Origin of the sequence: Ensifer adhaerens (assembly GCF_001270265.1) — a bacterium.
Lineage (GTDB): Bacteria > Pseudomonadota > Alphaproteobacteria > Rhizobiales > Rhizobiaceae > Ensifer > Ensifer adhaerens_B.
Window position 1 is genome coordinate 798,858 of sequence record NZ_LGAP01000002.1, and the last position, 20,702, is coordinate 819,559.

Below are 20,702 nucleotides of genomic sequence, written 5' to 3' on the forward strand. Positions count from 1 at the left end.
ACAACACTGATCCGGGGGGAGAACACGATGTCCGATTTCGATCTTGTCCTGAAAGGCACCGTTGTTCTCCCGCACAGGATCGTCGAGGGCGGGCATGTGGCCGTGCGCGACGGCAAGGTCGTGCATGTCGGCCAGGGGACAGCACCATCCGCCCGTGAACGCCACGATCTCGGAAACGCAATGATCCTTCCCGGCGCCATTGACGCCCAGGTGCATTCGCTGTCGCAGAAGAACCAGGAGGATTTCGTCTGGTCGACCCGCTCGGCCGCGGCCGGCGGCGTCACCACCATCGTCGACATGCCCTATGACGAGGGCAATCTCGTCTGCTCGGCCGAGGCAGTCGGACGCAAGGTCGCCCATGCGAGCCCGCAGGCGCGCGTCGACTTCGCGCTCTACGGCACGGTCGATCCCGAGGAGGGACCGGCCCGCATCCTCGAAATGGTCGAGGCCGGGGTCGCTGCCTTCAAGTTCTCCACGTTCGGCACCGACCCCAAGCGCTTTCCGCGCATTCCCGCAGCGTTGCTCGAGGATTGCTTTCGCGCGATTGCGCCGACGGGGCTTAGCGCCGGGGTCCACAACGAGGACGACGAGGCGGTGCGCGGCGCGATTGAAAGGGTCAAGGCCGCCGGGATCACCGACTATCGTGCCCATGGCCTTTCCCGTCCGCCGCTGACGGAGCTTTTGGCGACCAATCAGATCTACGAGACGGGTGCGGCGACGGGATGCCCAGCGCATGTGGTGCATTGCTCGCTCGGGCGCGGCTACGAGATCGCCGCCGCCTATCGCGCCCAGGGCCATGCGGCGACGATCGAGTGCTGCATCCACTACCTGACGCTCGACGAGGAGAGCGACGTTCGCCGGCTTGGCGGCAAGGCCAAGATCAATCCGCCGATCCGGCCGCGCGCCGAGGTGGAAAAGCTCTGGCGGCATGTGGCCGACGGCACGGTAACGATGGTTTCCACCGATCACGTCAGCTGGTCGGAGGATCGCAAGACCAACCCTGATATGCTGGCCAATGCTTCTGGTGTGCCGGGCCTCGAAGTCATGGTGCCGCTGTTCGTCAAAGGCGCGCTCGAGCGCGGCGTGTCCCTGACACGGGCGGCCGAGCTGATGACGCTGAACCCGGCGCGGCATTTCCGGCTCGACCATCAAAAGGGCGCGCTGGAGGCCGGCAAGGACGCCGACATTATCGTCATGACGCCCGAGCCCTACATCTATGACGCGGCCGAAAGCGGCAACAATGTCGTGGGATGGTCGCCCTATAACGGCATCAGGCTGCCCTGGCGGGTGTCTGCCACCTATCTGCGCGGAGCGCTTGCCTTTGACGGGCGCGCTGTCGTGGCAAGGCCTGGCACCGGTGCCTTTGTTCGCCCACTTCAGACCTTGCCGTTGCAGGAGGCCCGATGAGCACGAGCGTCAAGACCAATCTGCCCGTGGATGCGAGCCGGATTGCCGGCATCGTCAACGGGCTTGCAGGCATCACCGAGCCGGACCGGCCGTATACCAGGCGCGCCTTCACGCCGCTGTTCCTGGAAGGCCGGGCGTTCCTCGATCGCCGCTTCCGGGCGGCGGGGCTGGAAACCCGGATCGATGCGGCCGGCAATCTCATCGGCCGTCGCAAGGGGCGGAAATCGGCGCTGGGCACGCTGATGCTGGGTTCGCATTCCGACACGGTGCCGGAGGGCGGCCGCTTCGACGGCATTGCCGGCGTCGCCGCCGCACTTGAGGTGGCGCGCGCGCTTTCCGACGCCGGCATCGAACTCGATCACGACCTGGAGATCGTCGACTTCCTGGCCGAGGAAGTGTCGATCTTCGGCGTGTCCTGCGTCGGCAGCCGCGGCATGGCCGGCATCCTGCCGGATGGCTGGCTGAGCCGGGTGCAGGGCGATCTCAGCCTGCGGCAGGGTATCGTCGAGGTTGGCGGCGATCCCTCGCGGCTGTCAGTGCTCAAGCGCTCCGACATCAAGGCGTTTCTGGAATTACATATCGAGCAGGGGCCGGTGCTGGAGACCGGGCGGCTGGATATCGGCGTCGTCACGGCCATCTCCGGCATCACCCGCATCGAGATCATCGTCGAAGGCCAGGCGGACCATGCCGGCACAACACCGATGGGCCATCGGCGCGATGCGCTGGTCGCCGCCTCGCGGCTGGTGCTGGCGATCGAGACGCTGGCGACGGAATTTTCCAAAGGCGAGGGGCATTTCACGGCAACGGTCGGCGAGTTCTCGATCGAACCGAACGCGGCCAATGTCGTGCCGTCGCGGGCGCGGTTGCTGATCGATGCCCGTGCCGAGCTGCGGCCGCAGATGGAGCGGTTCATCGTCGAGCTGGGTGCGCTTGCCGAGCGCGTCGCCGGCGAAGCGGGCGTGACGATCGCGCCTGCCAATGTGCTTTCCGACAACCATCCGACTCCGGGCGACGCGCTGTTGCTTTCGACGCTCGAAGAAAGCTGCGCCGAGATCGGCGCGAAACATCGGCGCATGGCCTCCGGCGCCGGCCACGACACCGCCTGGATGGGCCGTATCACCCGCTCGGCGATGATCTTCATCCCGTGCCTCGGCGGACGCTCGCATGCACCGGAAGAATGGGCGGAAAACGATGATATCGCGCTTGGCGCGGCCGTTCTCTTCGATGCGGTGAAGAGGCTCGATAAACGATTGCAGGAGAAGGTGTGAGATGGGCCGGATACTGACGGAAAAGGATGTCGAGGCAGCGGTCAAGGGCGGCTCCGTCTATGCCGCCGGCGGCGGCGGCTGGGCCGATCACGGCCGTATGCTCGGCTATGCCGCGGTCTCGATCGGCAAGCCCGAGCTGGTGTCGGTCGATGAGCTTGATGCTAACGACTGGGTGGCGACGGCTGCCGCCATCGGCGCACCGGCCTCGACCACACCGTGGGAGATGCGCGGCGTCGACTACGTCAAGGCGGTGCAGCTGTTGCAGGAGGCGCTCGGCGAGAAGCTCTCGGGCCTGATCATCGGCCAAAACGGCAAGTCCTCGACGCTCAATGGCTGGCTGCCATCGGCGATCCTCGGCACCAAGGTGGTCGATGCGGTCGGCGACATCCGGGCGCACCCGACCGGCGACATGGGCTCGATCGGCCTTGCCGGCTCGCCCGAGCAGATGATCCAGACCGCTGTCGGCGGCAATCGCGATGAAAACCGCTATATCGAGCTGGTGGTCCGCGGAGCGACCGCCAAGGTGTCGCCGATCCTGCGCACCGCCTCCGACATGTCCGGTGGCTTCATCGCCTCGTGCCGCAATCCGGTGCGTGCATCCTATGTCAAGGCCAATGCGGCGCTCGGCGGCATCTCGCTGGCGCTCGCGCTCGGCGAGGCGATCATCGCTGCCGAAGCCAAGGGCGGCAGCGCCATCATCGATGCGATCGTCAAGACGACGAGCGGCGCTCTGTTGGCCGAAGGCGTGATCACCGACAAGTCGGTGGTCTACACCAAGGAGGCCTTCGATATCGGCACCGTGACGCTGGGGAAGGGCGCTGACTCCAAGGTATTGCACGTGATGAACGAATACATGGCGGTTGACTCTGCGGAAGGCCGGAGGCTTGCCACCTTCCCCGACGTCATCACCACGCTGTCGCCGGAGGGCGAACCTTTGAGCGTCGGCCAATTGCAGATGGGCATGAAGATCTTCGTATTGCATGTGCCGAAAACGGTGATCCCGCTTGCCTCCAGCGTGCTCGACCCTACCGTTTACCCCTCGGTGGAGAAGGCGATGGGTATCGAGCTCGCCCGATACGCGTTGTCGGGGAAGTAACGGCGGGGGGAGAGCCATGGGGGGCGGTGCGGGACTTGAGGAACTGATCAAGGACGAGATCGCCGGCCGGTCGGGGCTGTCGGAAAAGGCGATGTTCGGCGGCTGGGCGTTTCTGCTCAACGGCAATCTGCTCTGCGGTGCGCGCGAAGGGTCGATGCTGGTGCGGCTTGGCAAGGGCAATGACGGCTGGGCGCTGGCACTGCCCAGCATCGAGCTGATGGTGATGAACGGGCGTGCGATGCATGGCTGGGTGCGGGCCGGGGCGGACGCCTATGGCGACGATGCCTTGCGCAAGCGGCTCATCGATGCGGCGATCGCCTTCGTCGAAACGTTGCCGCCGAAGTGAATGAGCGAAGTGGCTTTGCCCCTCTCCTCGAGTTTAACCCGAGGAGAGGGGCAGTTAGCTACCGCCGATACAAGCACAAGGAACGAGACAATGCCCAAGGCCAACCCCCGTCATCCTGACTTCCCCATCCCCGGCGGACCGGAGCTGCGCGCCAAGGGCTGGCGGCAGGAAGCCTTGCTGCGGCTGTTGGAAAACGTGCTTTCCGTCGGCGAGGACCCGGACAATCTCATCGTCTATGCGGCGCTTGGCAAGGCGGCGCGCAACTGGCCGGCGCACCGCGCCATCGTCAAGGCGCTGATCGAGATGGACGAGGACCAGACGCTGATCATCCAGTCGGGCAAGCCGGTCGGGCTCTTGAAGACCCATGCCAAGGCGCCGCTGGTGATCATGGCCAATTGCAACATCGTCGGCCAATGGGCGAAGGCCGAAGTCTTCTACGAGCTGCAGCGCAAGGGGCTGATCTGCTGGGGCGGGCTGACGGCCGGCGCCTGGCAATATATCGGCAGCCAGGGGGTGATCCAGGGCACTTACGAGATCTTCATGCGCATTGCCGAGCGGCGGTTCGGCGGCGACCTCTCCGGCCGCTTCGTGCTGACCGCCGGGCTCGGCGGCATGGGCGGCGCGCAGCCGCTCGCCGGCCGGATGGCGGGGGCCGCGATCCTCTGCATTGACATCGATCCCGAACGGGCGAAGACGCGCAAGCAGGTCGGCTATCTCCAGGAGATCGCGCCCGATCTCGACGCGGCGCTTGCGATGATCGATGCGGCGGTCAAAGACAAGCGCGCGCTTTCCGTCGGTCTCGTCGGCAATGCGGCCGAGATCTATCCTGAGATCGCCCGGCGCGGCATCGTGCCCGATGTGGTGACCGACCAGACCTCGGCGCACGACCTCGTCTACGGCTATGTGCCGAAAGGCATGAGTATCGACCAAGTAAAATCGCTGCGCGACGACGGCCAGGGACAGTTGATGGCGGCAAGCCGCGCGTCGATCGTCGAACATGTGACGGCAATGCTCGACTTCCAGAGACAAGGCGCGGAAGTCTTCGACAACGGCAACCTCATTCGCACCCAGGCGCGTGAGGGCGGCGTGGCCAACGCCTTCGACATTCCGATCTTCACCGAGGCCTATCTGCGCCCGCTCTTTGCCCGGGCCATCGGCCCCTTCCGCTGGATGGCGCTTTCCGGCGAGGAGAGCGATATCGCCCGTATCGACGATCTGCTGCTCGACATGTTCCCGGACAACCGGATCGTCACCAACTGGATCAGGCTTGCGCGTGAGCACATCCCGTTCGAGGGCCTGCCGGCGCGCATTGCCTGGCTGGGGCACGGTGAGCGGACGGCGCTCGCTCGGCGCGTCAACCAGCTGGTCGCTTCAGGCGAGCTCAGGGGACCGGTCGCCTTTTCGCGCGACCATCTCGATGCCGGCGCCATGGCGCATCCCAACATCATGACCGAGCGGATGAAGGACGGATCCGACGCCATCGCCGACTGGCCGCTGCTCGATGCCATGCTGCTCTGCTCGTCGATGGCCGACCTCGTCGTCGTGCATTCGGGCGGCGGCGGCTATGCCGGCTACATGACGAGCTGCGGCGTCACCGTGGTTGCCGACGGCACGCCTGATGCCGACGAACGGCTCGACCATGCGCTCACCAACGACACGTCCCTCGGCGTCATCCGTTATGCCGATGCCGGCTACGACGAGAGCTTCGAGGAGATCGCCGCCAAGGGCATTGGGCATGTGAAGGTGTGAGAGGCTTGGCGTGAGAGCGTAAGGTCTTTGCGCACGCCGACCTCATCCCTGTGCTTGTCACAGGGATCCAGAGGCGCCGCGTCGGCGGCGCCAGGGACTCGCTCTCTTGCCCGGCTCGGTCAGAGTTATTCACGGCGCGGACGCGCCGTGGCTGGATTTCTGTGACAAGCACAGAAATGAGGGGAGTGAGCCGTTGCCGTACCTCCAGTCGTGGGGAGGCAGGGTCCACTGCGACCTAAATGTCTGACGGTCACACCACCGTCTCGCCGCCATCGACCACCAGGATCTGGCCGGTCATGTAGGACGAGCGATCCGAGACGAGGAACAGGATCGACTCGGCGATTTCGTCGACGCTTGCCCAGCGGCCGAGCGGCACCTTTTCGCGGATATAGGCCTCGATCGCGCCGCGGCCGCCCATCTGGGCGATGAAGGGCTCGTTGAAGGGCGTATCGACCCAGCCGGGGCACAGCGCGTTGACGCGGATGCCATGCTGGGCGTAGTCGCCGGCCATCTGCTTGGTCATGGCAATGACCGCATGTTTCGTCGTCGTATAGGCGATCATCTCGCGGTCGTAGAGCACGCCGGAAGATGAGGAGGTATTGACGATGACGCCGCGGCGGGCTGCCCTCATCGACGGCATGACCAGGCGGGCGGCCATGAAATGGGCGCGCACGTTGAGGTTCCACGAACGGTCGAAGCCGGAGACTTCGACCCCTTCGAGATCGCCGGCAACTTGTGCGCCGGCGTGGTTGTGCAGGATATCGATGCGGCCGTGGCGATAGAGGATATCGGCGATGCCGTCTGCAAGCGCTGCGTCGTCGGTGACGTCGAAGGCGACGGCTTCGGCCTTGCCGCCCGTGGCGCGAATGGTGTCGACGGTCAGGCTGCCCGCTTCGGGGCTGCGGTCGACGATGACGACATGGGCGCCCTCGCGCGCCATGATGGCTGCGCCCGCCTGACCGATCCCGGAGCCCGCTCCGGTCACGATCGCGACCCGGTCTTTCAGGATCATCTGTTCACTCCCCGGATTTTGTTTTCTTTTCCCGCATCAGGATGCGGGCAGTCAGGATCAGAAGCAGCGAGGCGACGAGCACCAGCGTCGCGATCGCGTTGATCTCCGGCGTCACGCCGCGGCGGATCGAGGCGAAGACGTAGATCGGCAACGTCGTCTTCGAGCCGGCGACGAAGAAGGCGATGATGAAATCGTCGAAGGAGAAGGTGAAGGCCAGCAGGAAGCCCGCAAGGATAGACGGCAGGATCTGCGGCAGGACGATCAGCCGGAAGGTGGTGAGCGGCGTCGCATAGAGATCGCTCGATGCCTCGACGATATCGCGCCCGAGGCTGGCGATGCGGGCTTTCACGATCATGGTGACGAGCGCCATCGAGAACAGGCCGTGGGCGGCGATGATCGAACCGTAGCCGAGCCCGAGCTGCGGCGGCTGGTCGCCCGGCCAGATCGCCGATAGCGCCGGATTGACGAAGGAGAAGACGGCAACAAGCGCAACAAGCGTGGCGATGCCGATGACGACGCCGGGAACGACGATCGCCGCGGCAAAGAGCGCGTCGAAGATCGCCCGGTTGCGCGGGGCGAGCCGCTCCATGCCGAGTGCTGCCATGGTGCCGAAGACCGCGGCAAGGGTGGCGCTGGTAAAGGCGATCATCAGGCTGTTCTGCAGCGCCGAGACCAGGAAGGTATTGCCGAGCGCCTTGCCGTACCAGGCGGTCGAAAAGCCGGTGAACTCGCTGGCGCTGCGCCCCGCGTTGAACGAGAACAATACGACGAGCGCGATCGGCGCGTAGAGGAAGAGATAGACCGAGGAGATGAAGGCGCGCATCAGACGAGATCCACCTGTCTTGTGCCGGCGACCCTAAAGGCGATGCGCATCGCCACCATCAGGATAACCACGACCACGGCCACCAGCGTCACGGCGATCGCCGAGCCGAAGGGCCAGTTTCGAGATTGCAGGAAGAGATCGACCAGCGCGTTGCCGATGAAGAACACCTTGCCGCCGCCAAGCAGCTGCGGGATCAGGTATTCGCCAAGCAGCAGGATGGTGACGAGCGCCACGCCGGTCATCACGCCCGGCAGCGACAGCGGCAGTGTGACGCCGAAGAAGGTCGAGACCGGCCTGGCGCCGAGGTCGGCCGAGGCTTCGAGCAAGCGCCGATCGAGCTTTTCGAGGCTGACATAGATCGGCATGATCATCAGCGGCAGGTAGCCATAGACGATGCCGAGCAGCACGGCGCCCGGCGTATTCAAGAGGCGCACATCCTCAAAACCGATCATCGACAACAGGTTCGGGATGCCGCGCGAGCCGAGGATATACATCCAGGCATAGGTGCGCACGAGCAGGCTCGTCCAGAAGGGCACCACGACCAGCGACACGAGGATCAGGCGGTAGCGTGGATCGGCCTTGACGGCGAGGTAGTAGGCGACGGGATAGGCGACCAGCAGGCAGAGGAGCGCACCGACCGGCGCTAGCACCATCGTATTCCAGAAGGCGGCCGCCCGCGTCGGCAGCCTCGCGAACTGGGCGAAGGTGAAGGCCGCCTGATAGCCGCCTTCCGGCGCCCGCTCGCCGAAGGCGAAGACCAGCATGGCGATGAACGGCAGCACGAGAAAGATCATCAGCCATGCCGCCGCCGGCGCCACCAGCGCTGCCGTCACCAGGTTTCTCTTCGTGTTCGTTGCCGCGGGCATAAGGATGAATCCGTTAAAGTCGATTTCGAATTTCCGCCCCTCATCCGGCCTGCCGGCCACCTTCTCCCCGCTTGCGGGGCGAAGGGGACTCGCGGCGCCCGTTCTGTTCCCCTGACCAACTGGTGCGATGGGGAGCGGGGAGCTTGCCGCCTGTCCCTTCTCCCCGTAAGAACGGGGAGAAGGTCGCGGCAGCGGGATGAGGGGCATTCACATAACAGTCCTGCTCAAGCCGACTTGAATCGCGCCATCAGCTCGGCGCGGCCCGGATCCGTCAGCGTCACGGCGGCGCCGAATTCGAGCGGCGTCAGCGAGGCCTCGTCGGGATAGACGATCTTGTTGCCGGTAACATCGGCCGGCAGCAGCTTCATGACGCGGCTGTCGGTGGTCGGTGCACCGTTGGCGATATGCTCCTTGACGGCGTTTTCAGGCGCCATCAGGTAGTTGAGCAGGGCGTAGCCGGCCGCCTTGTTGGCCGCACTCTTGGGGATCGCGTAGAAATCCGACCAGATTTCGCCGCCGTCCTTGCCGAGCACGAACTGGATTTCCGGCATGTCGCGGTTGAGCTGCGCGCCGTCATTGGTCCAGCACATGGTCATCCAGGCATCGGTCGCGCGCATCGACGGCTGGTAGTCGCTGTTGATGGCGTAGAGATGCGGCTTCACCTTGATCAGCAGCTCCTCGGCCTTGGCGAGCTCGTCCGGCTTGGTCGAATTGAAGGAGTAGCCGAGCGAGACCAGCGCGTTGCCGATAGTGGTCAGCTGGTAGTCGTGGACCATGGCGCGGCCGTCGGCCTCGGTCATGGCGACCTCGAAGAAGTCCTTCCAGCTGGTGACCGGGGTCTTGATCTTGGTGGAGTTAAGCGCGATGCCGGTGGTGCCCCAGTTCTTCGGCACGGCATAGGTCTTGCCGTCGACGACGCCTTCATTGGTGAAGCGCGCGGTCTCGGTCGAGGCGTCGTAGTTCGGCAGCTTGGAGAGATCGAGTTCGTCGATGAGGCCGAGCTTCACATAGGTGGAGATCGTGTAGTTGGTTGGCACGAACAGGTCCCAGCCGGTGCCGCCGGCCTGGAGTTTGGCCAGCATTTCCTCGTTCGAGCCGAAGACGTTGACCTCGACGGCAACGCCGGTTGCGGCCTGGAACGCCTCGAAAGTGGCGGGATCATGGTTGTTCGGCCAGGTTGCGATCGACATCTGAGTGCCGCGATCGCCGGCAAAGGCCGGCGAATTGAACAGGCCGGGCTGGCGCGCCAGCACCGCCGTCGCAAGTCCGAGGCCGGTGACGCCGAGGAAGTGGCGGCGGGTGACCGAGCCGCGCTTCAGGCGCATCAGCTCGTCGGCCAGCTGCTCGGCGGTGATCGGGGCATTTTCTCTGTACCATTTGGTCATGACGCTGTTCCCTTTATCGTTGACGTTCATGCAAGGCAGCAGGGGCCGGCCAGATCGGCCGGAAAGACATTTCAGGCCGGAAAGATGTGGAGCGCATTCGGATCGAAGGCGAGGCCGACCTTGTCGCCGGGCTCGACGAGATCGCTGTCGTCAAGCGCCCGTCGGTCGGCGGTGACGAGGAAGTCGCCGAGGCCATCGACGTCGACGGAATACTCGACTGATGAGCCGAGGAAGATGCGGTGCGTGACGGTGCCGGAGAGAGCGGCGGTGCCGGCCGCGCCGTTGCGCTTCAGGCTGATCGCCTCGGGCCGCAGCGCAACCATGGCAGCGCCGGCGCTCGGCGTAGCGGCGGCAGGCGCTGCAAACCGCGCACCGTTGGCAAAAAGGATCGAGGCGCCGCCGGTGTCGACGGTTGCGGTGATCCGGTTGGTCTTCCCCACGAAATCGGCGACGAACAAGCTTGCCGGACGATCATAGATGTCCTGCGGCGGCCCGACCTGGACGATGCGACCGGCATTCATGACGCAGACGAAGTCGCTCATCGACAGCGCTTCTTCCTGGTCGTGGGTCACGAGCACGAAGGTGATGCCGAGTTCGCGCTGCAGCGTCTGCAGCTCGATCTGCATGGCGGTGCGCAGCTTCTTGTCGAGGGCAGCCAACGGCTCGTCGAGCAGAAGCACCTTCGGCTTGTTGACGATGGCGCGGGCAAGCGCCACGCGCTGCTGCTGGCCACCGGACATTTCATGGATCCGGCGCTTGCCGAAGCCGCCGAGCCGGACCATCTCCAGCGCCTCCTGGGCGCGGCGCGAAATCTCGGCGCCTGAGATGCGCGGCCGCATCTGCCGGAGCCCGTAGGAAACGTTCTGCTCGACGTCGAGATGGGGAAACAGCGCATACTGCTGGAACACCATGTTGACCGGGCGGCGATAGGCGGCAACGCCGTTCATCGGTTCGCCGCTGATATAAACAGTGCCTTCGCTCGGCTGCTCGAAGCCGCCGATCATGCGCAGGCAGGTGGTCTTGCCGCAGCCGGAAGGGCCGAGCAGCGCCATGAAGGCGCCCTTCGGCACCGCGAAGTTGATGTCCGAAACGGCGGTCACGCTGCCATAGCGTTTGACCACCGAACGGAACTCGATGTCGTTCGTCGAAGCGGATGTCACGTCTGTTCCCTGCGGTTGTTGTCGGATACCGCCAAGGCTCTGATGCCCTGACGCTCCACCGTCATTGACAGGCAGCCTAGTCAAAGCGCCCGGTGCCGGTATATACCCCGAGAGAGGTATTTCAACGTGAATTGGCTTGTGGGAGGAGTATACCCCGGAACAGGGCCGGATCGGCGGGAGAGCGGTTTGGGCATCGATCTCGAGGGATTATTTCAGGTCTTGGCGCCCATGGTCGACGGGGCGGCGATGGACGACGAGGCCGTGGGCTCGGCTTATCGGCAATTGATGTCGACGCTGATGACGTTCGATTACGTGGTGGTTTTCGCCTATCGCGGCAAGGAACGGCCGATCGACCTCTACAGCACCTTCAATGCCAAGGACCACGTGCTGTTCGTCAGCCTTTACCAGGCCGGCCCCTATCTGCTCGACCCGTTCTACCATGCGGCCTGCGAGGGCAAGCCGGGCGTCTGGCGCATGCGCGAGCGGGCGCCGGACCGGTTCTTCTCCAGCGAATACTACCGGACCTATTATGTGCAGACGGGGCTCGCAGAGGAGGTCGGCTTCTTCGTGCCGATCAGCGAGCAGATCACCGTCGTCCTGTCGCTGATGCGGCGCGAGGCGACAGGGTCCTTCAGCGCTGCGGAATTCGCGCTGTTGAAGAAGGTCGAGCCGCTGGTCTCGGCACTGGTACGCCACCATTGGGCCGATCTCGGGCGCCGCTTCGATGCAGCGCTGGCAAAGACCGGGCGCAGCCGCAGGAAATCGGTGCATCCACCGGCGGATGGCGTCTGGCAGCATCTCAATCTCACCGAACGCGAAGCCTCGATCATTGAACTGGTGCTGCAGGGGCATTCCTCGGAATCGATCGGCCTGAAGCTCGGAATCTCGACCGGCACGGTCAAGGTTCATCGCCGCAACGTCTACCGCAAGCTCGGCATCTCCTCGCAGACGCAGCTTCTTTCCCTCTATCTGCGCAATCTCGGCCAGTAAGGTCACTACGGCATGCCGGCCTTTCGGCGGATAAGACTGCTGACAAACCCCTGAGAATGCCTGTTTGACGAGAGGCACATCCCATTCTCCGTCACCCTCGCCCTTGTGGCGGGGATCCAGCGACCCGACGTCTGTCGGGTCAAAAGACCTTCCAGCCCAAGGACTTGGGGTGACTGGATTCCTGTGACAGGCACAGGAATGAGGAGGGTTTGGGGCATCCTCGGCTTTCCGAGAGAAACGCCAAGTTCAAGCCGTCGTTATCAGTACTCTGACCGGTACGGTTTTTGCCGATCACCGCCTGCGCTCGGCAACGGTTTTCGGCCAATGGCACTCGCATCAGGCCCGTCCTTACTCCTCGTCATGCGCGGCGATCCACAAACCGTGATCGAGTCTCTCATGTTCTCGCTTGACATTTTTTTCACGACATGAAATTTCTTTCATCAACGAGATAAAAATATCATGCAATGCGAAAAATATCACGCATTGCAGCATAACGGATCAGGGTGGAGACGATGACAATCATCGGTGGCGCAAACCTTCGCGACGATGAAACCAGCATGGCCACGCGTGCCGCGTGGCTGCACTATGCCGGCGGCCTGACGCAGGCCGAGGTTGCCAAGCGGCTGGGGCTGACGTCGCTCAAAGCCCACCGGCTGATCATGAAGGCCAACCAGGAAGGCCTGGTGAAGGTCTACATCGATGGCGAAGTGTCGGAATGCGTCGAGCTGGAGCAGAAGCTCTCGGCGCGCTACGGCCTCGATTATTGCGAGGTCGTTCCCGATTTCGATGCCGACGACCTGCCGCTGAAGGCGCTCGGCATTTCTGGCGCGCAGTTCCTGAAACGCGAGATCGAGCGCGGCGAAACCGCATTGGTCGGCGTCGGTCACGGCCGAACGCTCGCCGCCTGCGTCGAGTATCTGCCGCGCACCACCAGCAATAACACTCGCTTCGTCTCGCTGCTCGGCGGGCTCACCCGCAAGTTCTCGGCAAACCCGCATGATGTGATCCACCGGCTGGCCGAGCGCACCGGCGCGGAGGCCTATGTCATGCCCGTGCCGTTCTTCGCCAACACCGTCGAGGACCGCGACGTGCTCTTCAGCCAGCGCGGCGTGCGCGAGGTCTTCGATCTCGCCAAGACCGCCGACCTGCTGATGGTCGGCATCGGCACCGCAGAGCGCGAGGCGTCGCTGGTTTCGACAGGCATGATCGAGATGAGCGAGATCGAGGAGATCCAGAAGGGCGGGGGCAAGGGCGAGTTGCTCGGCCACTTTTTCGACGAGGACGGTCGCCCGATCGAGACGACGCTGTCGAACCGCACCTTCACGCTCAGCCGCGACGATCTGAAGGACCGTCGCACGGTTGCCGTCGCCGGTGGCAAGATCAAGACGCCCGCCATTCGCGCTGTGCTCGCAAGTGGTCTGTTGAGCGGTCTCATCACCGACGAGAAGACGGCCCGGGCGCTCGCCGCCGACGGCAAATGAGGAGTGTCTGACAAAGTCGAGAGGCGAGGGCGAGGAGGTGTCGCTCTAAGGTCTCAAGGGGAGGAATACCGGTCGGGTAGCCGGTGATCGCATGAAGCAATCATACCCGCAACGGAGGAGAAGACTTATGTACGAGAAGGAGAAAGACCTCATCAGCGCGTTTCTGCGCGGAGAGGTAGATCGTCGCGGCATGCTCAAGGGTCTCGGCGCCGCCGGGATTGCGGCCGGCACGGCCGGCACGCTCTTCAACATGATGTCGACCCAGGCGCTCGCCGCCGACTTCGACTGGAAGGCGCATTCGGGAAAGTCGCTGAAGCTGCTGTTGAACAAGCATCCCTATGCCGACGCGATGATTGCCAACCTTCAGGCCTTCAAGGATCTGACCGGTATCGAAGTCACCTATGACGTATTCCCGGAAGACGTCTATTTCGACAAGGTGACGGCAGCGCTTTCCTCGGGCTCGACCGAATACGACGCCTTCATGACCGGCGCCTACATGACCTGGACCTATGGTCCGGCCGGCTGGATCGCCGACCTCAACGAATGGATCAAGGATCCGACCAAGACCAACCCGCAATATGCCTGGGACGACTTCCTGCCGGGCGTCAAGAACTCCTGCGCCTGGAACGGCCAGCCGGGCGGCGCGCTCGGTTCGGAAGACGCCAAGCAATGGTGCATTCCGTGGGGCTACGAACAGAACAATCTCTCGTTCAACCAGGAAATGCTCGACAAAGTGGGCGTCAGCGTCCCGAAAAACCTCGACGAACTCGCGACCACCGCGGCGAAGCTCACCAAGGATGTCGGTGGCGGTGTCTACGGCATCGGCGTGCGCGGCTCGCGCTCCTGGGCGACGATCCATCCGGGCTTCCTGTCGGGCTACGCCAACTTCGGCCAGAAGGACCTGAATGTTTCGGCCGATGGCAAGCTTACCGCTGCGATGAATACAGCCGAATCCAAGGCCTTCCACACCAAATGGGTGCAGATGATCCAGGAAAGTGGTCCGAAGGATTGGTCGACCTATACCTGGTACCAGGTCGGGACCGATCTCGGCGCTGGCGCCTCCGCCATGATCTACGATGCCGACATTCTCGGCTATTTCATGAATGGCGGCGACAACAAGATGGCGGGCAAGCTGGCATACGCGCCGTTCGCCGCCAATCCCGCCGCCTCTGCGCCGACGCCGAACATCTGGATCTGGTCGCTTGCCATGTCCAATTTCGCCAAGGACAAGGACGCGACCTGGTACTTCCTGCAATGGGCCACCGGTCTTGAGCATGCCATCTTCGGCGCGACCACGATGGACTTCGTCAACCCGGTTCGCGCATCGGTCTGGAAGGACGAGATATTCCGCGAGCGACTGAACAAGAGCTATCCGGGCTATGTGGAGATGCACGACATTTCGGCACCGGGCGCGAAGATCCACTTCACCGCGCAGCCGTTGTTCTTCGACGTCACCACCGAGTGGGCGGCGACGCTGCAGAAGATGGTCGCCAAGCAGGTGCCGGTCGATGAAGGTCTCGACCAGCTCGTCGAAAGCATCGATCGCCAGCTGAAGGAAGCTGGTCTCGGCTGATACGCCTCCCAAGCGATGCCCGGCGACTTGAGAGCCGCGCTTTCAAATGAACGCATAACGGCACTTGAGCGTCGGGCGTCCCGCGACCGGCCGGTGGCCGCCCAAACCAACCTGAGATGCCGATGGACCGGCGCGGGCGCGAAAACGCCTCGCGTGCCGCGTGCTTTCTTCAAGAGTTAGAGAACGGAGCTCGATATGGCTTCAACAGCAACCCTCCGCAAACCGGCGTCAGGTTTCAGGATCAGCAGGAAGATGCTTCCCTATGTGCTGAGCCTGCCGGCGCTGCTGGTGTGCATCGGCATTCTCATCCCCTTCTTCACGGCGGTGATCTATTCGTTCCAGCGTTACCGGCTGAGCCAGCCCTGGGCGCGCCAGTTCAACTGGGGCGAAAACTACCTGAACTTCGTCACCGATCCGGCCTTCTGGAACACGCTGAAGGTGTCGCTGCTCTATGCCGGCATCACCGTGACGCTGGAACTGCTGCTCGGCCTCGGCATCGCGCTGCTTTTGCAGCGCCGCTCCACCATCAACAACTTCATCTCGATCATGCTGCTTCTGCCGCTGATGATCGCGCCGGCGCTGGCCGCGCTAATGTGGAAGCTGATGACCAATCCGAGCTTCGGTATCCTCAGCTATCTCGCAAGCCTCATCGGCCTGCATGATTTCCGCTGGGCCTCGTCGCCGGATACCGCACTTCTGACCGTGGTTCTGGTCGATATCTGGGTCTATACGCCCTTCATCATGATCCTGCTTCTGGCCGGCCTCCGGTCGCTGCCGACCCAGCCGTTCGAGGCGGCAGCCCTTGACGGCGTGCCGAGAAGCTTCGTCTTCTTTCGCATCACGTTGCCGATGCTGACGCCCTATATCCTGACGGCGACCCTGTTCCGGTTGCTGGACAGCATCCAGCAGTTCGACATCATCTATGCCATGACCCAAGGTGGGCCGGGCAATACGCTCACCGTCTTCCAGGTCGAGGCCTATCTCAACTTCTTCCAGTCGACCAATGTCGGCCGTTCGGCAGCGCTGCTGATCATCCTGTGGGCGATCACCTACACGCTCTCCAACGTCTTCATCAAAAACTGGCTGCGCCTGCGTGAACGCGCCCGCGGCGAAGCGTAAGGAGGTTGAAATGGAAACCATGTCTCCTGTCGAACGGGTCCTGCGCGCTGTCGCCCTGACGCTCGTCGTTGTCTTCTTCATGTTCCCGATCTTCTGGATCTTTCTGATGTCGTTCCAGACGAACGAGACCATCCTGGCCATACCGCCCTCGATCGTGTTTTCGCCGACGCTGTCGAACTATGCGGCGCTGATCACCGGCAAACTCCAGACGGCGGCCGGCACGCTCGACATCGCCTTCATGCGCAACCTCGGCAACTCGATCTTCCTGTCGGTCGCGTCCGTTGCCGTGGCGCTGGTGCTCGGGGTTCCCGCGGCCTATGCCTTTGCCCGTCACAAATTCAAGGGCTCGGAAGACATCGCGTTCACGCTGCTCTCCTTCCGCTTTGCGCCGCCGCTCCTGGTGCTGCTGCCGCTGACCCAGTATTTCCAGTGGCTCGGCCTTTCCAACACCTATTTCGGCCTGATCTGGGTCTACCAGCTCATCTGCCTGCCGCTCATCCTGTGGATCGTGCGCGGCTACTTCGAGGATATCTCGGCTGACGTCGAATATGCCTACCGCATCGCTGGCCATTCCTGGTTTGCGACCTTCCGCAAGATCGCCCTGCCGCTGGCCGGACCGGGCATTGCCGCTGCCGGCCTGCTTGCCTTCATCTTCGCCTGGAACAATTTCGTCTTCGCGCTGGTGCTGGCGTCAGCCGACAAGCAGCCGGTGACCGTGGGCGCGCTTGCCTTCGTCACCTCCTCAGGCATCCAATACGGGCAGATTGCCTCGGCCATCGTTCTCTCGGTCACGCCGACGCTGGCGCTCGCACTCTACGCTCAGCGCTATCTGGTCGAAGGCCTGTCGCTTGGCGCGGTGAAAGGGTAAGACATGACGACGCTTCACTTAAAAAACATCGTCAAGCGCTACAAGAGCCAGACGGTTCTCGACGACCTCTCGCTCGACGTCGCCAATGGCGAACGCCTGGTGCTCTTCGGCCCGTCCGGCGCCGGCAAGACAGTGCTTCTGCGCCTGGTCGCCGGCGTCATCGAGCCGGACGAGGGCAGGGTGCTGATCGGCGGAGAGGACATGACGGACGTCGATGCCGAACACCGCGGCGTCGGCATGGCCTTCCAGAACTTCGCGCTCTTTCCGCACATGAGCGCCTTCGACAATATCGCCAGCCCGCTGACGGCGACGAGGTCGTCGAAGGACGCGATTGCCGACGGCGTGCAGAAGGTCGCGAAGCTGCTGAAGATCGACCATGTGCTGAGCCACCACCCCAAGGCGCTTTCCAACGGCCAGAAGCAGCGCACGGCACTGGCGCGCGCGCTCGTCGGCTCGCCGCCGCTGCTGCTGCTCGACGATCCCTTGCGCAATGTCGACGCCAAGCTCCGCTTCGAGATGCGGCTGGAACTGCCGCGCCTCTTGGCGGCCGAAGGCGCGACGGTCGTCTACGTCACCCAGGACTACAAGGAGGCGATGGCGCTCGGCGACCGGATCGCCGTGATGTCGCAGGGGCGTATCCGCCAGATCGGCACGCCGCAGGAGATCTACAACGCGCCTGCCGATATCGAGATCGCGCGGCTCTTCGGCGATCCGACGATCAACCTGCTCGATGTCGTGCCGCAGCGTGGCGGCGAGGGCGTCTTCGTCGAGCTCTCCAACGTCCGGGTTCGGCTCGCCGACTATGACGGCGATGTCTCGGGCAAGCCTTGTGTTCTCGGCCTTCGCCCGGAAACCATCGTCTTCACCGACGCATCGTCGCCGGGGGCTATTCCCGTCACAGTCGAGGCGGAAACGCCGCTCAACGAGAAGACCGTGACGCTGGCGATGACCGCGCGCGGCCGCGAAATTCTCGTGTCGCGCCCGGCCGGAACGCCGGGGCCGGTGGCGGGACCCGCGCATATCGCCGTCAATGGTGCCCAGGCCTTTCTCTTCGACAAGGCGAGCGGCCGGCTTTTGCCGCGCGCCGACATCGCATCCAAGCGCAATGGAGAAGCGGCATGAACGACACCGCTCTTTTGATCAAGGACGTCGACAAGTTCTACGGTCCGATCGACTACGGCGTTCACGCCGTCAAGAAGCTCAACATGGACGTCAAGAAGGGCGAGATCATCGCACTGTTGGGCTCGTCCGGTTGCGGCAAGACCTCGACCCTGCGCATGATCGCCGGTTTCGAGGCGGTATCGCGCGGCACGATCTCGCTTAGCGGACGTGAGGTGCAGACCTTTGCTCCGGTGCGCCGCAACGTCGCCATGGCCTTCGAGGGCTATTCGCTCTATCCGCCGCTGACCGTGCGCGAAAACATTGCCTTTGCGCTCAAGGCCTCCAAGCTGTCGCAGAGCGTCGTCGACGACAAGGTGGCTGGTATCGCCAAGCTGCTCGAAATCGAGGACATTCTCGGCCGTTACCCAAGCTCGATCTCCGGCGGCCAGCAGCAGCGCGCCTCGCTGGGGCGGGCGCTGATCCGCGACGCCAACCTGCACCTGCTCGACGAGCCGATGGGGCAGCTCGAGCCGCAGCTGCGCGCTGTGTTGCGCGGCCGCATCAAGCACTACATCAAGGAACGCGGGCTGACGGCGATCCTCGTGACCCACGACCAGACGGAAGCCAACGCGCTCGCCGACCGCATCGCGGTCATGGAAGGCGGCGTGCTGCAGCAGTTCGATACGCCGCAGAAGATCAAGGAGCGTCCGGCGAACCTCTTCACCGGCACCTTTGTCGGCGAGCCGCCGATGAACGTGTTCGAGGCGAGTGTCACCGGTTCGGACGCCAAGGTCTCGTTTGGCCTCAAAGACGGCGTGCGGCTGGAATATCCGGCGTCGGACTTCTCCCACGCCGTGCGCGATGCGCTGATGAAGCGGCAGAAGGTGGTGCTCGGCATCCGGCCTTACTCCGTGCGCCGCAGCACCGACGGGGTGGCCGGCCGGGTGGCCGTCAACCAGTGGCTCGGCGACCAGACGCATATCGCTGCGGATTTCGCCGGCGGCACCATGGTGCTCGTCGAGCACGACCGAACGGAACTTGCCGTCGGCCAACCGATCGGCATCCGCCTCGACCCGTCGAGCCTGCACGTGTTCGACGGCGACAGCGGCAAGGCGATCAGCCACGGCGAGGAGCTTGCCTGATGCGGGACATCCTCATCGGTATCGATGCGGGAACGTCGGTCATCAAGTCGGTGGCCTTCGACCTTGGCGGGCGACAGCTCGCGATTGCCGCGGTGCCGAACTCCTATGAAGCCGTCGGCAGGACCGGCAGCGTGCAGGATCTCAACCGCACCTGGGCCGATACGGTTGCTACCCTGACCGAGCTTTCGGACAGGATCGAGAACCTCTCTCGCCGTGTTGCCGCGATCGCGGTGACCGGTCAGGGCGATGGCACCTGGATGATCGACAGGGCGGGCGATCCCATCGGCAAGGGCTGGCTCTGGCTTGATGCGCGCGCCGGCGAGACGGTCGAGCGCCTGCGCGGCGACAGCGGCGACGTCGCGCGCTTCGAAAGCACCGGCTCTGGACTGGCCGCCTGCCAGCAGGGGCCGCAGCTTCGCTGGATGAGCGATAACGCGCCGGAAATGCTGTCGGGCGTCGCAACCACATTTCACTGCAAGGACTGGCTCTATTTCAAGCTGACGCAGATGCGTGCGACGGACCCCTCCGAAGCCAACTTCACCTTCGGTGACTTCCGCACCCGCAGCTATAACGATGACGTCATCCGCTTTCTCGGCCTGCAAAAGCTCAAGCATTTCCTGCCGGAAATCGTCGACGGGGCGACATCGCATCACCAGCTTTCGGCCGACGCTGCCGCAGCAACCGGTCTTCCCACCGGCACGCCGGTCGTGCTCGGTTATGTCGACGTGGTCTGCACGGCCCTTGGCGCCGGGCTCTACGATCCGGGCACGGACACCGGCTGCTCGATCATCGGCTCGACCGGCATGCATATGCGCCTTGCGACCAGCGCCGACGACGTGCGGCTCAATCGTGATCTCACCGGCTACACCATGTGCATGCCGATCACGGACACCTACGCGCAGATGCAGTCGAACATGGCGGCAACGCTCAACATCGACTGGATCCTGTCGGTTGCCGGCGGCCTCCTGAAGGGCATGGGCGTCGAGAAGACCAAGGGCGAGCTCTTGTCGCATGTCGACGGTTGGCTGGCCGAGGCCAAGGAAACCTCGCTGCTGTTCCAGCCCTATATCTCGGACGCGGGCGAGCGAGGACCTTTCGTCGACGCCTCAGCGCGCGCCTCCTTCGTCGGGCTTTCGATTACCCACGGCTTCGGCGACATGGTGAAGGCGGTGTTCGACGGGCTCGCCATGGCCGCCCGCGATTGCTACGCCGAGATGGGGCCGCTTCCGGGCCGCATCCGGTTGACGGGCGGCGCGGCGCGCAGTGCCTCGCTTCGGCGCATTCTTGGCGGTGCGCTCGGAGCCAGTGTCCAGACC

The 20,702-nt window shown here is 63.9% G+C and carries 18 protein-coding genes; 13 read left to right on the forward strand and 5 right to left on the reverse strand.

The features are described 5' to 3' along the window. Positions 1-27 precede the first annotated feature (27 nt). The 5 genes from AC244_RS08655 to AC244_RS08675 all read left to right on the forward strand — a co-directional run bounded on the left by AC244_RS08655 (position 28) and on the right by AC244_RS08675 (position 5,866). On the forward strand, positions 28-1,407 hold the full coding sequence (locus AC244_RS08655; RefSeq protein WP_053248339.1) for a dihydroorotase: 1,380 nt from the start codon (positions 28-30) through the stop codon (positions 1,405-1,407). Next, positions 1,404-2,675 carry a Zn-dependent hydrolase gene (locus tag AC244_RS08660; RefSeq protein WP_053248340.1) on the forward strand — a complete coding sequence of 424 codons (1,272 nt, stop codon included), beginning with the start codon at positions 1,404-1,406 and terminating at the stop codon, positions 2,673-2,675. Before AC244_RS08655 ends, AC244_RS08660 begins: the two co-directional genes overlap by 4 nt. A gap of 1 nt (position 2,676) precedes the next feature. After that, positions 2,677-3,771: a DUF917 domain-containing protein gene (locus AC244_RS08665; RefSeq protein WP_053248341.1), complete on the forward strand. Its 1,095-nt coding sequence runs from the start codon at positions 2,677-2,679 to the stop codon at positions 3,769-3,771. 16 nt (positions 3,772-3,787) lie between these two features. Beyond that, complete coding sequence (locus AC244_RS08670; RefSeq protein WP_053248342.1) at positions 3,788-4,117, forward strand: TfoX/Sxy family protein; 330 nt, start codon at positions 3,788-3,790, stop codon at positions 4,115-4,117. A gap of 90 nt (positions 4,118-4,207) precedes the next feature. Beyond that, a complete protein-coding gene (locus AC244_RS08675; RefSeq protein ID WP_053248343.1) occupies positions 4,208-5,866 on the forward strand; it encodes a urocanate hydratase in 1,659 nt (552 codons plus the stop codon). 250 nt (positions 5,867-6,116) lie between these two features. On the opposite strand, the gene AC244_RS08680 is transcribed toward AC244_RS08675, so the two are convergent. From AC244_RS08680 to AC244_RS08700, 5 genes are all read right to left on the reverse strand, one after another. Then, the gene (locus AC244_RS08680) at positions 6,117-6,878 is read right to left on the reverse strand and encodes an SDR family NAD(P)-dependent oxidoreductase (protein WP_053248344.1); all 762 of its coding nucleotides are present in this window, start codon (positions 6,876-6,878) and stop codon (positions 6,117-6,119) included. A gap of 4 nt (positions 6,879-6,882) precedes the next feature. Beyond that, positions 6,883-7,701: an ABC transporter permease gene (locus AC244_RS08685; RefSeq protein ID WP_053248345.1), complete on the reverse strand. Its 819-nt coding sequence runs from the start codon at positions 7,699-7,701 to the stop codon at positions 6,883-6,885. Continuing rightward, positions 7,701-8,567 (reverse strand): ABC transporter permease, encoded by an 867-nt coding sequence (locus AC244_RS08690; RefSeq protein WP_053248450.1) that lies wholly within the window; start codon positions 8,565-8,567, stop codon positions 7,701-7,703. The genes AC244_RS08685 and AC244_RS08690 overlap by 1 nt, the downstream gene beginning before the upstream one ends. Before the next feature lie 224 nt (positions 8,568-8,791). Then, positions 8,792-9,952, reverse strand: coding sequence for a spermidine/putrescine ABC transporter substrate-binding protein (locus tag AC244_RS08695; RefSeq protein WP_053248346.1), 1,161 nt, complete (start codon positions 9,950-9,952; stop codon positions 8,792-8,794). Between the two features lie 71 nt (positions 9,953-10,023). Continuing rightward, positions 10,024-11,112 carry an ABC transporter ATP-binding protein gene (locus tag AC244_RS08700; protein WP_053248347.1) on the reverse strand — a complete coding sequence of 363 codons (1,089 nt, stop codon included), beginning with the start codon at positions 11,110-11,112 and terminating at the stop codon, positions 10,024-10,026. 186 nt (positions 11,113-11,298) lie between these two features. Here AC244_RS08700 and AC244_RS08705 point away from each other — a divergent pair, with 186 nt between their 5' ends. The 8 genes from AC244_RS08705 to AC244_RS08740 form a co-directional block, all read left to right on the forward strand. Beyond that, positions 11,299-12,102 (forward strand): helix-turn-helix transcriptional regulator, encoded by an 804-nt coding sequence (locus AC244_RS08705; RefSeq protein WP_082366776.1) that lies wholly within the window; start codon positions 11,299-11,301, stop codon positions 12,100-12,102. Between the two features lie 512 nt (positions 12,103-12,614). After that, entirely contained in the window at positions 12,615-13,583 is a 969-nt protein-coding gene (locus AC244_RS08710) for a sugar-binding transcriptional regulator (RefSeq protein ID WP_053248348.1), read from the forward strand. Positions 13,584-13,710: 127 nt separating this feature from the next. After that, on the forward strand, positions 13,711-15,156 hold the full coding sequence (locus tag AC244_RS08715; RefSeq protein WP_053248349.1) for an ABC transporter substrate-binding protein: 1,446 nt from the start codon (positions 13,711-13,713) through the stop codon (positions 15,154-15,156). 195 nt (positions 15,157-15,351) lie between these two features. Beyond that, positions 15,352-16,275 carry a carbohydrate ABC transporter permease gene (locus AC244_RS08720; RefSeq protein ID WP_053248350.1) on the forward strand — a complete coding sequence of 308 codons (924 nt, stop codon included), beginning with the start codon at positions 15,352-15,354 and terminating at the stop codon, positions 16,273-16,275. Between the two features lie 10 nt (positions 16,276-16,285). Further along, positions 16,286-17,143, forward strand: a complete 858-nt coding sequence (locus AC244_RS08725; RefSeq protein WP_053248351.1) for a carbohydrate ABC transporter permease — start codon at positions 16,286-16,288, stop codon at positions 17,141-17,143. 3 nt (positions 17,144-17,146) lie between these two features. Then, positions 17,147-18,265 (forward strand): ABC transporter ATP-binding protein, encoded by a 1,119-nt coding sequence (locus tag AC244_RS08730; protein ID WP_053248352.1) that lies wholly within the window; start codon positions 17,147-17,149, stop codon positions 18,263-18,265. After that, complete coding sequence (locus AC244_RS08735) at positions 18,262-19,386, forward strand: ABC transporter ATP-binding protein (RefSeq protein ID WP_053248353.1); 1,125 nt, start codon at positions 18,262-18,264, stop codon at positions 19,384-19,386. The genes AC244_RS08730 and AC244_RS08735 overlap by 4 nt, the downstream gene beginning before the upstream one ends. Beyond that, positions 19,386-20,702: FGGY-family carbohydrate kinase (locus tag AC244_RS08740; RefSeq protein WP_053248354.1), on the forward strand; the 1,317-nt coding region annotated here is incomplete at its 3' end. The genes AC244_RS08735 and AC244_RS08740, both read left to right, overlap by 1 nt.

Bases quoted from the DNA above. Each gene is read 5' to 3' on its own strand.
- AC244_RS08655 (WP_053248339.1), top strand. From the start codon at position 28: ATGTCCGATTTCGATCTTGTCCTGAAAGGCACCGTTGTTCTCCCGCAC.
- AC244_RS08660 (WP_053248340.1), top strand. From the start codon at position 1,404: ATGAGCACGAGCGTCAAGACCAATCTGCCCGTGGATGCGAGCCGGATT.
- AC244_RS08665 (WP_053248341.1), top strand. From the start codon at position 2,677: ATGGGCCGGATACTGACGGAAAAGGATGTCGAGGCAGCGGTCAAGGGC.
- AC244_RS08670 (WP_053248342.1), top strand. From the start codon at position 3,788: ATGGGGGGCGGTGCGGGACTTGAGGAACTGATCAAGGACGAGATCGCC.
- AC244_RS08675 (WP_053248343.1), top strand. From the start codon at position 4,208: ATGCCCAAGGCCAACCCCCGTCATCCTGACTTCCCCATCCCCGGCGGA.
- AC244_RS08680 (WP_053248344.1), bottom strand. From the start codon at position 6,878: ATGATCCTGAAAGACCGGGTCGCGATCGTGACCGGAGCGGGCTCCGGG.
- AC244_RS08685 (WP_053248345.1), bottom strand. From the start codon at position 7,701: ATGCGCGCCTTCATCTCCTCGGTCTATCTCTTCCTCTACGCGCCGATC.
- AC244_RS08690 (WP_053248450.1), bottom strand. From the start codon at position 8,567: ATGCCCGCGGCAACGAACACGAAGAGAAACCTGGTGACGGCAGCGCTG.
- AC244_RS08695 (WP_053248346.1), bottom strand. From the start codon at position 9,952: ATGACCAAATGGTACAGAGAAAATGCCCCGATCACCGCCGAGCAGCTG.
- AC244_RS08710 (WP_053248348.1), top strand. From the start codon at position 12,615: ATGACAATCATCGGTGGCGCAAACCTTCGCGACGATGAAACCAGCATG.
- AC244_RS08715 (WP_053248349.1), top strand. From the start codon at position 13,711: ATGTACGAGAAGGAGAAAGACCTCATCAGCGCGTTTCTGCGCGGAGAG.
- AC244_RS08720 (WP_053248350.1), top strand. From the start codon at position 15,352: ATGGCTTCAACAGCAACCCTCCGCAAACCGGCGTCAGGTTTCAGGATC.
- AC244_RS08725 (WP_053248351.1), top strand. From the start codon at position 16,286: ATGGAAACCATGTCTCCTGTCGAACGGGTCCTGCGCGCTGTCGCCCTG.
- AC244_RS08730 (WP_053248352.1), top strand. From the start codon at position 17,147: ATGACGACGCTTCACTTAAAAAACATCGTCAAGCGCTACAAGAGCCAG.
- AC244_RS08735 (WP_053248353.1), top strand. From the start codon at position 18,262: ATGAACGACACCGCTCTTTTGATCAAGGACGTCGACAAGTTCTACGGT.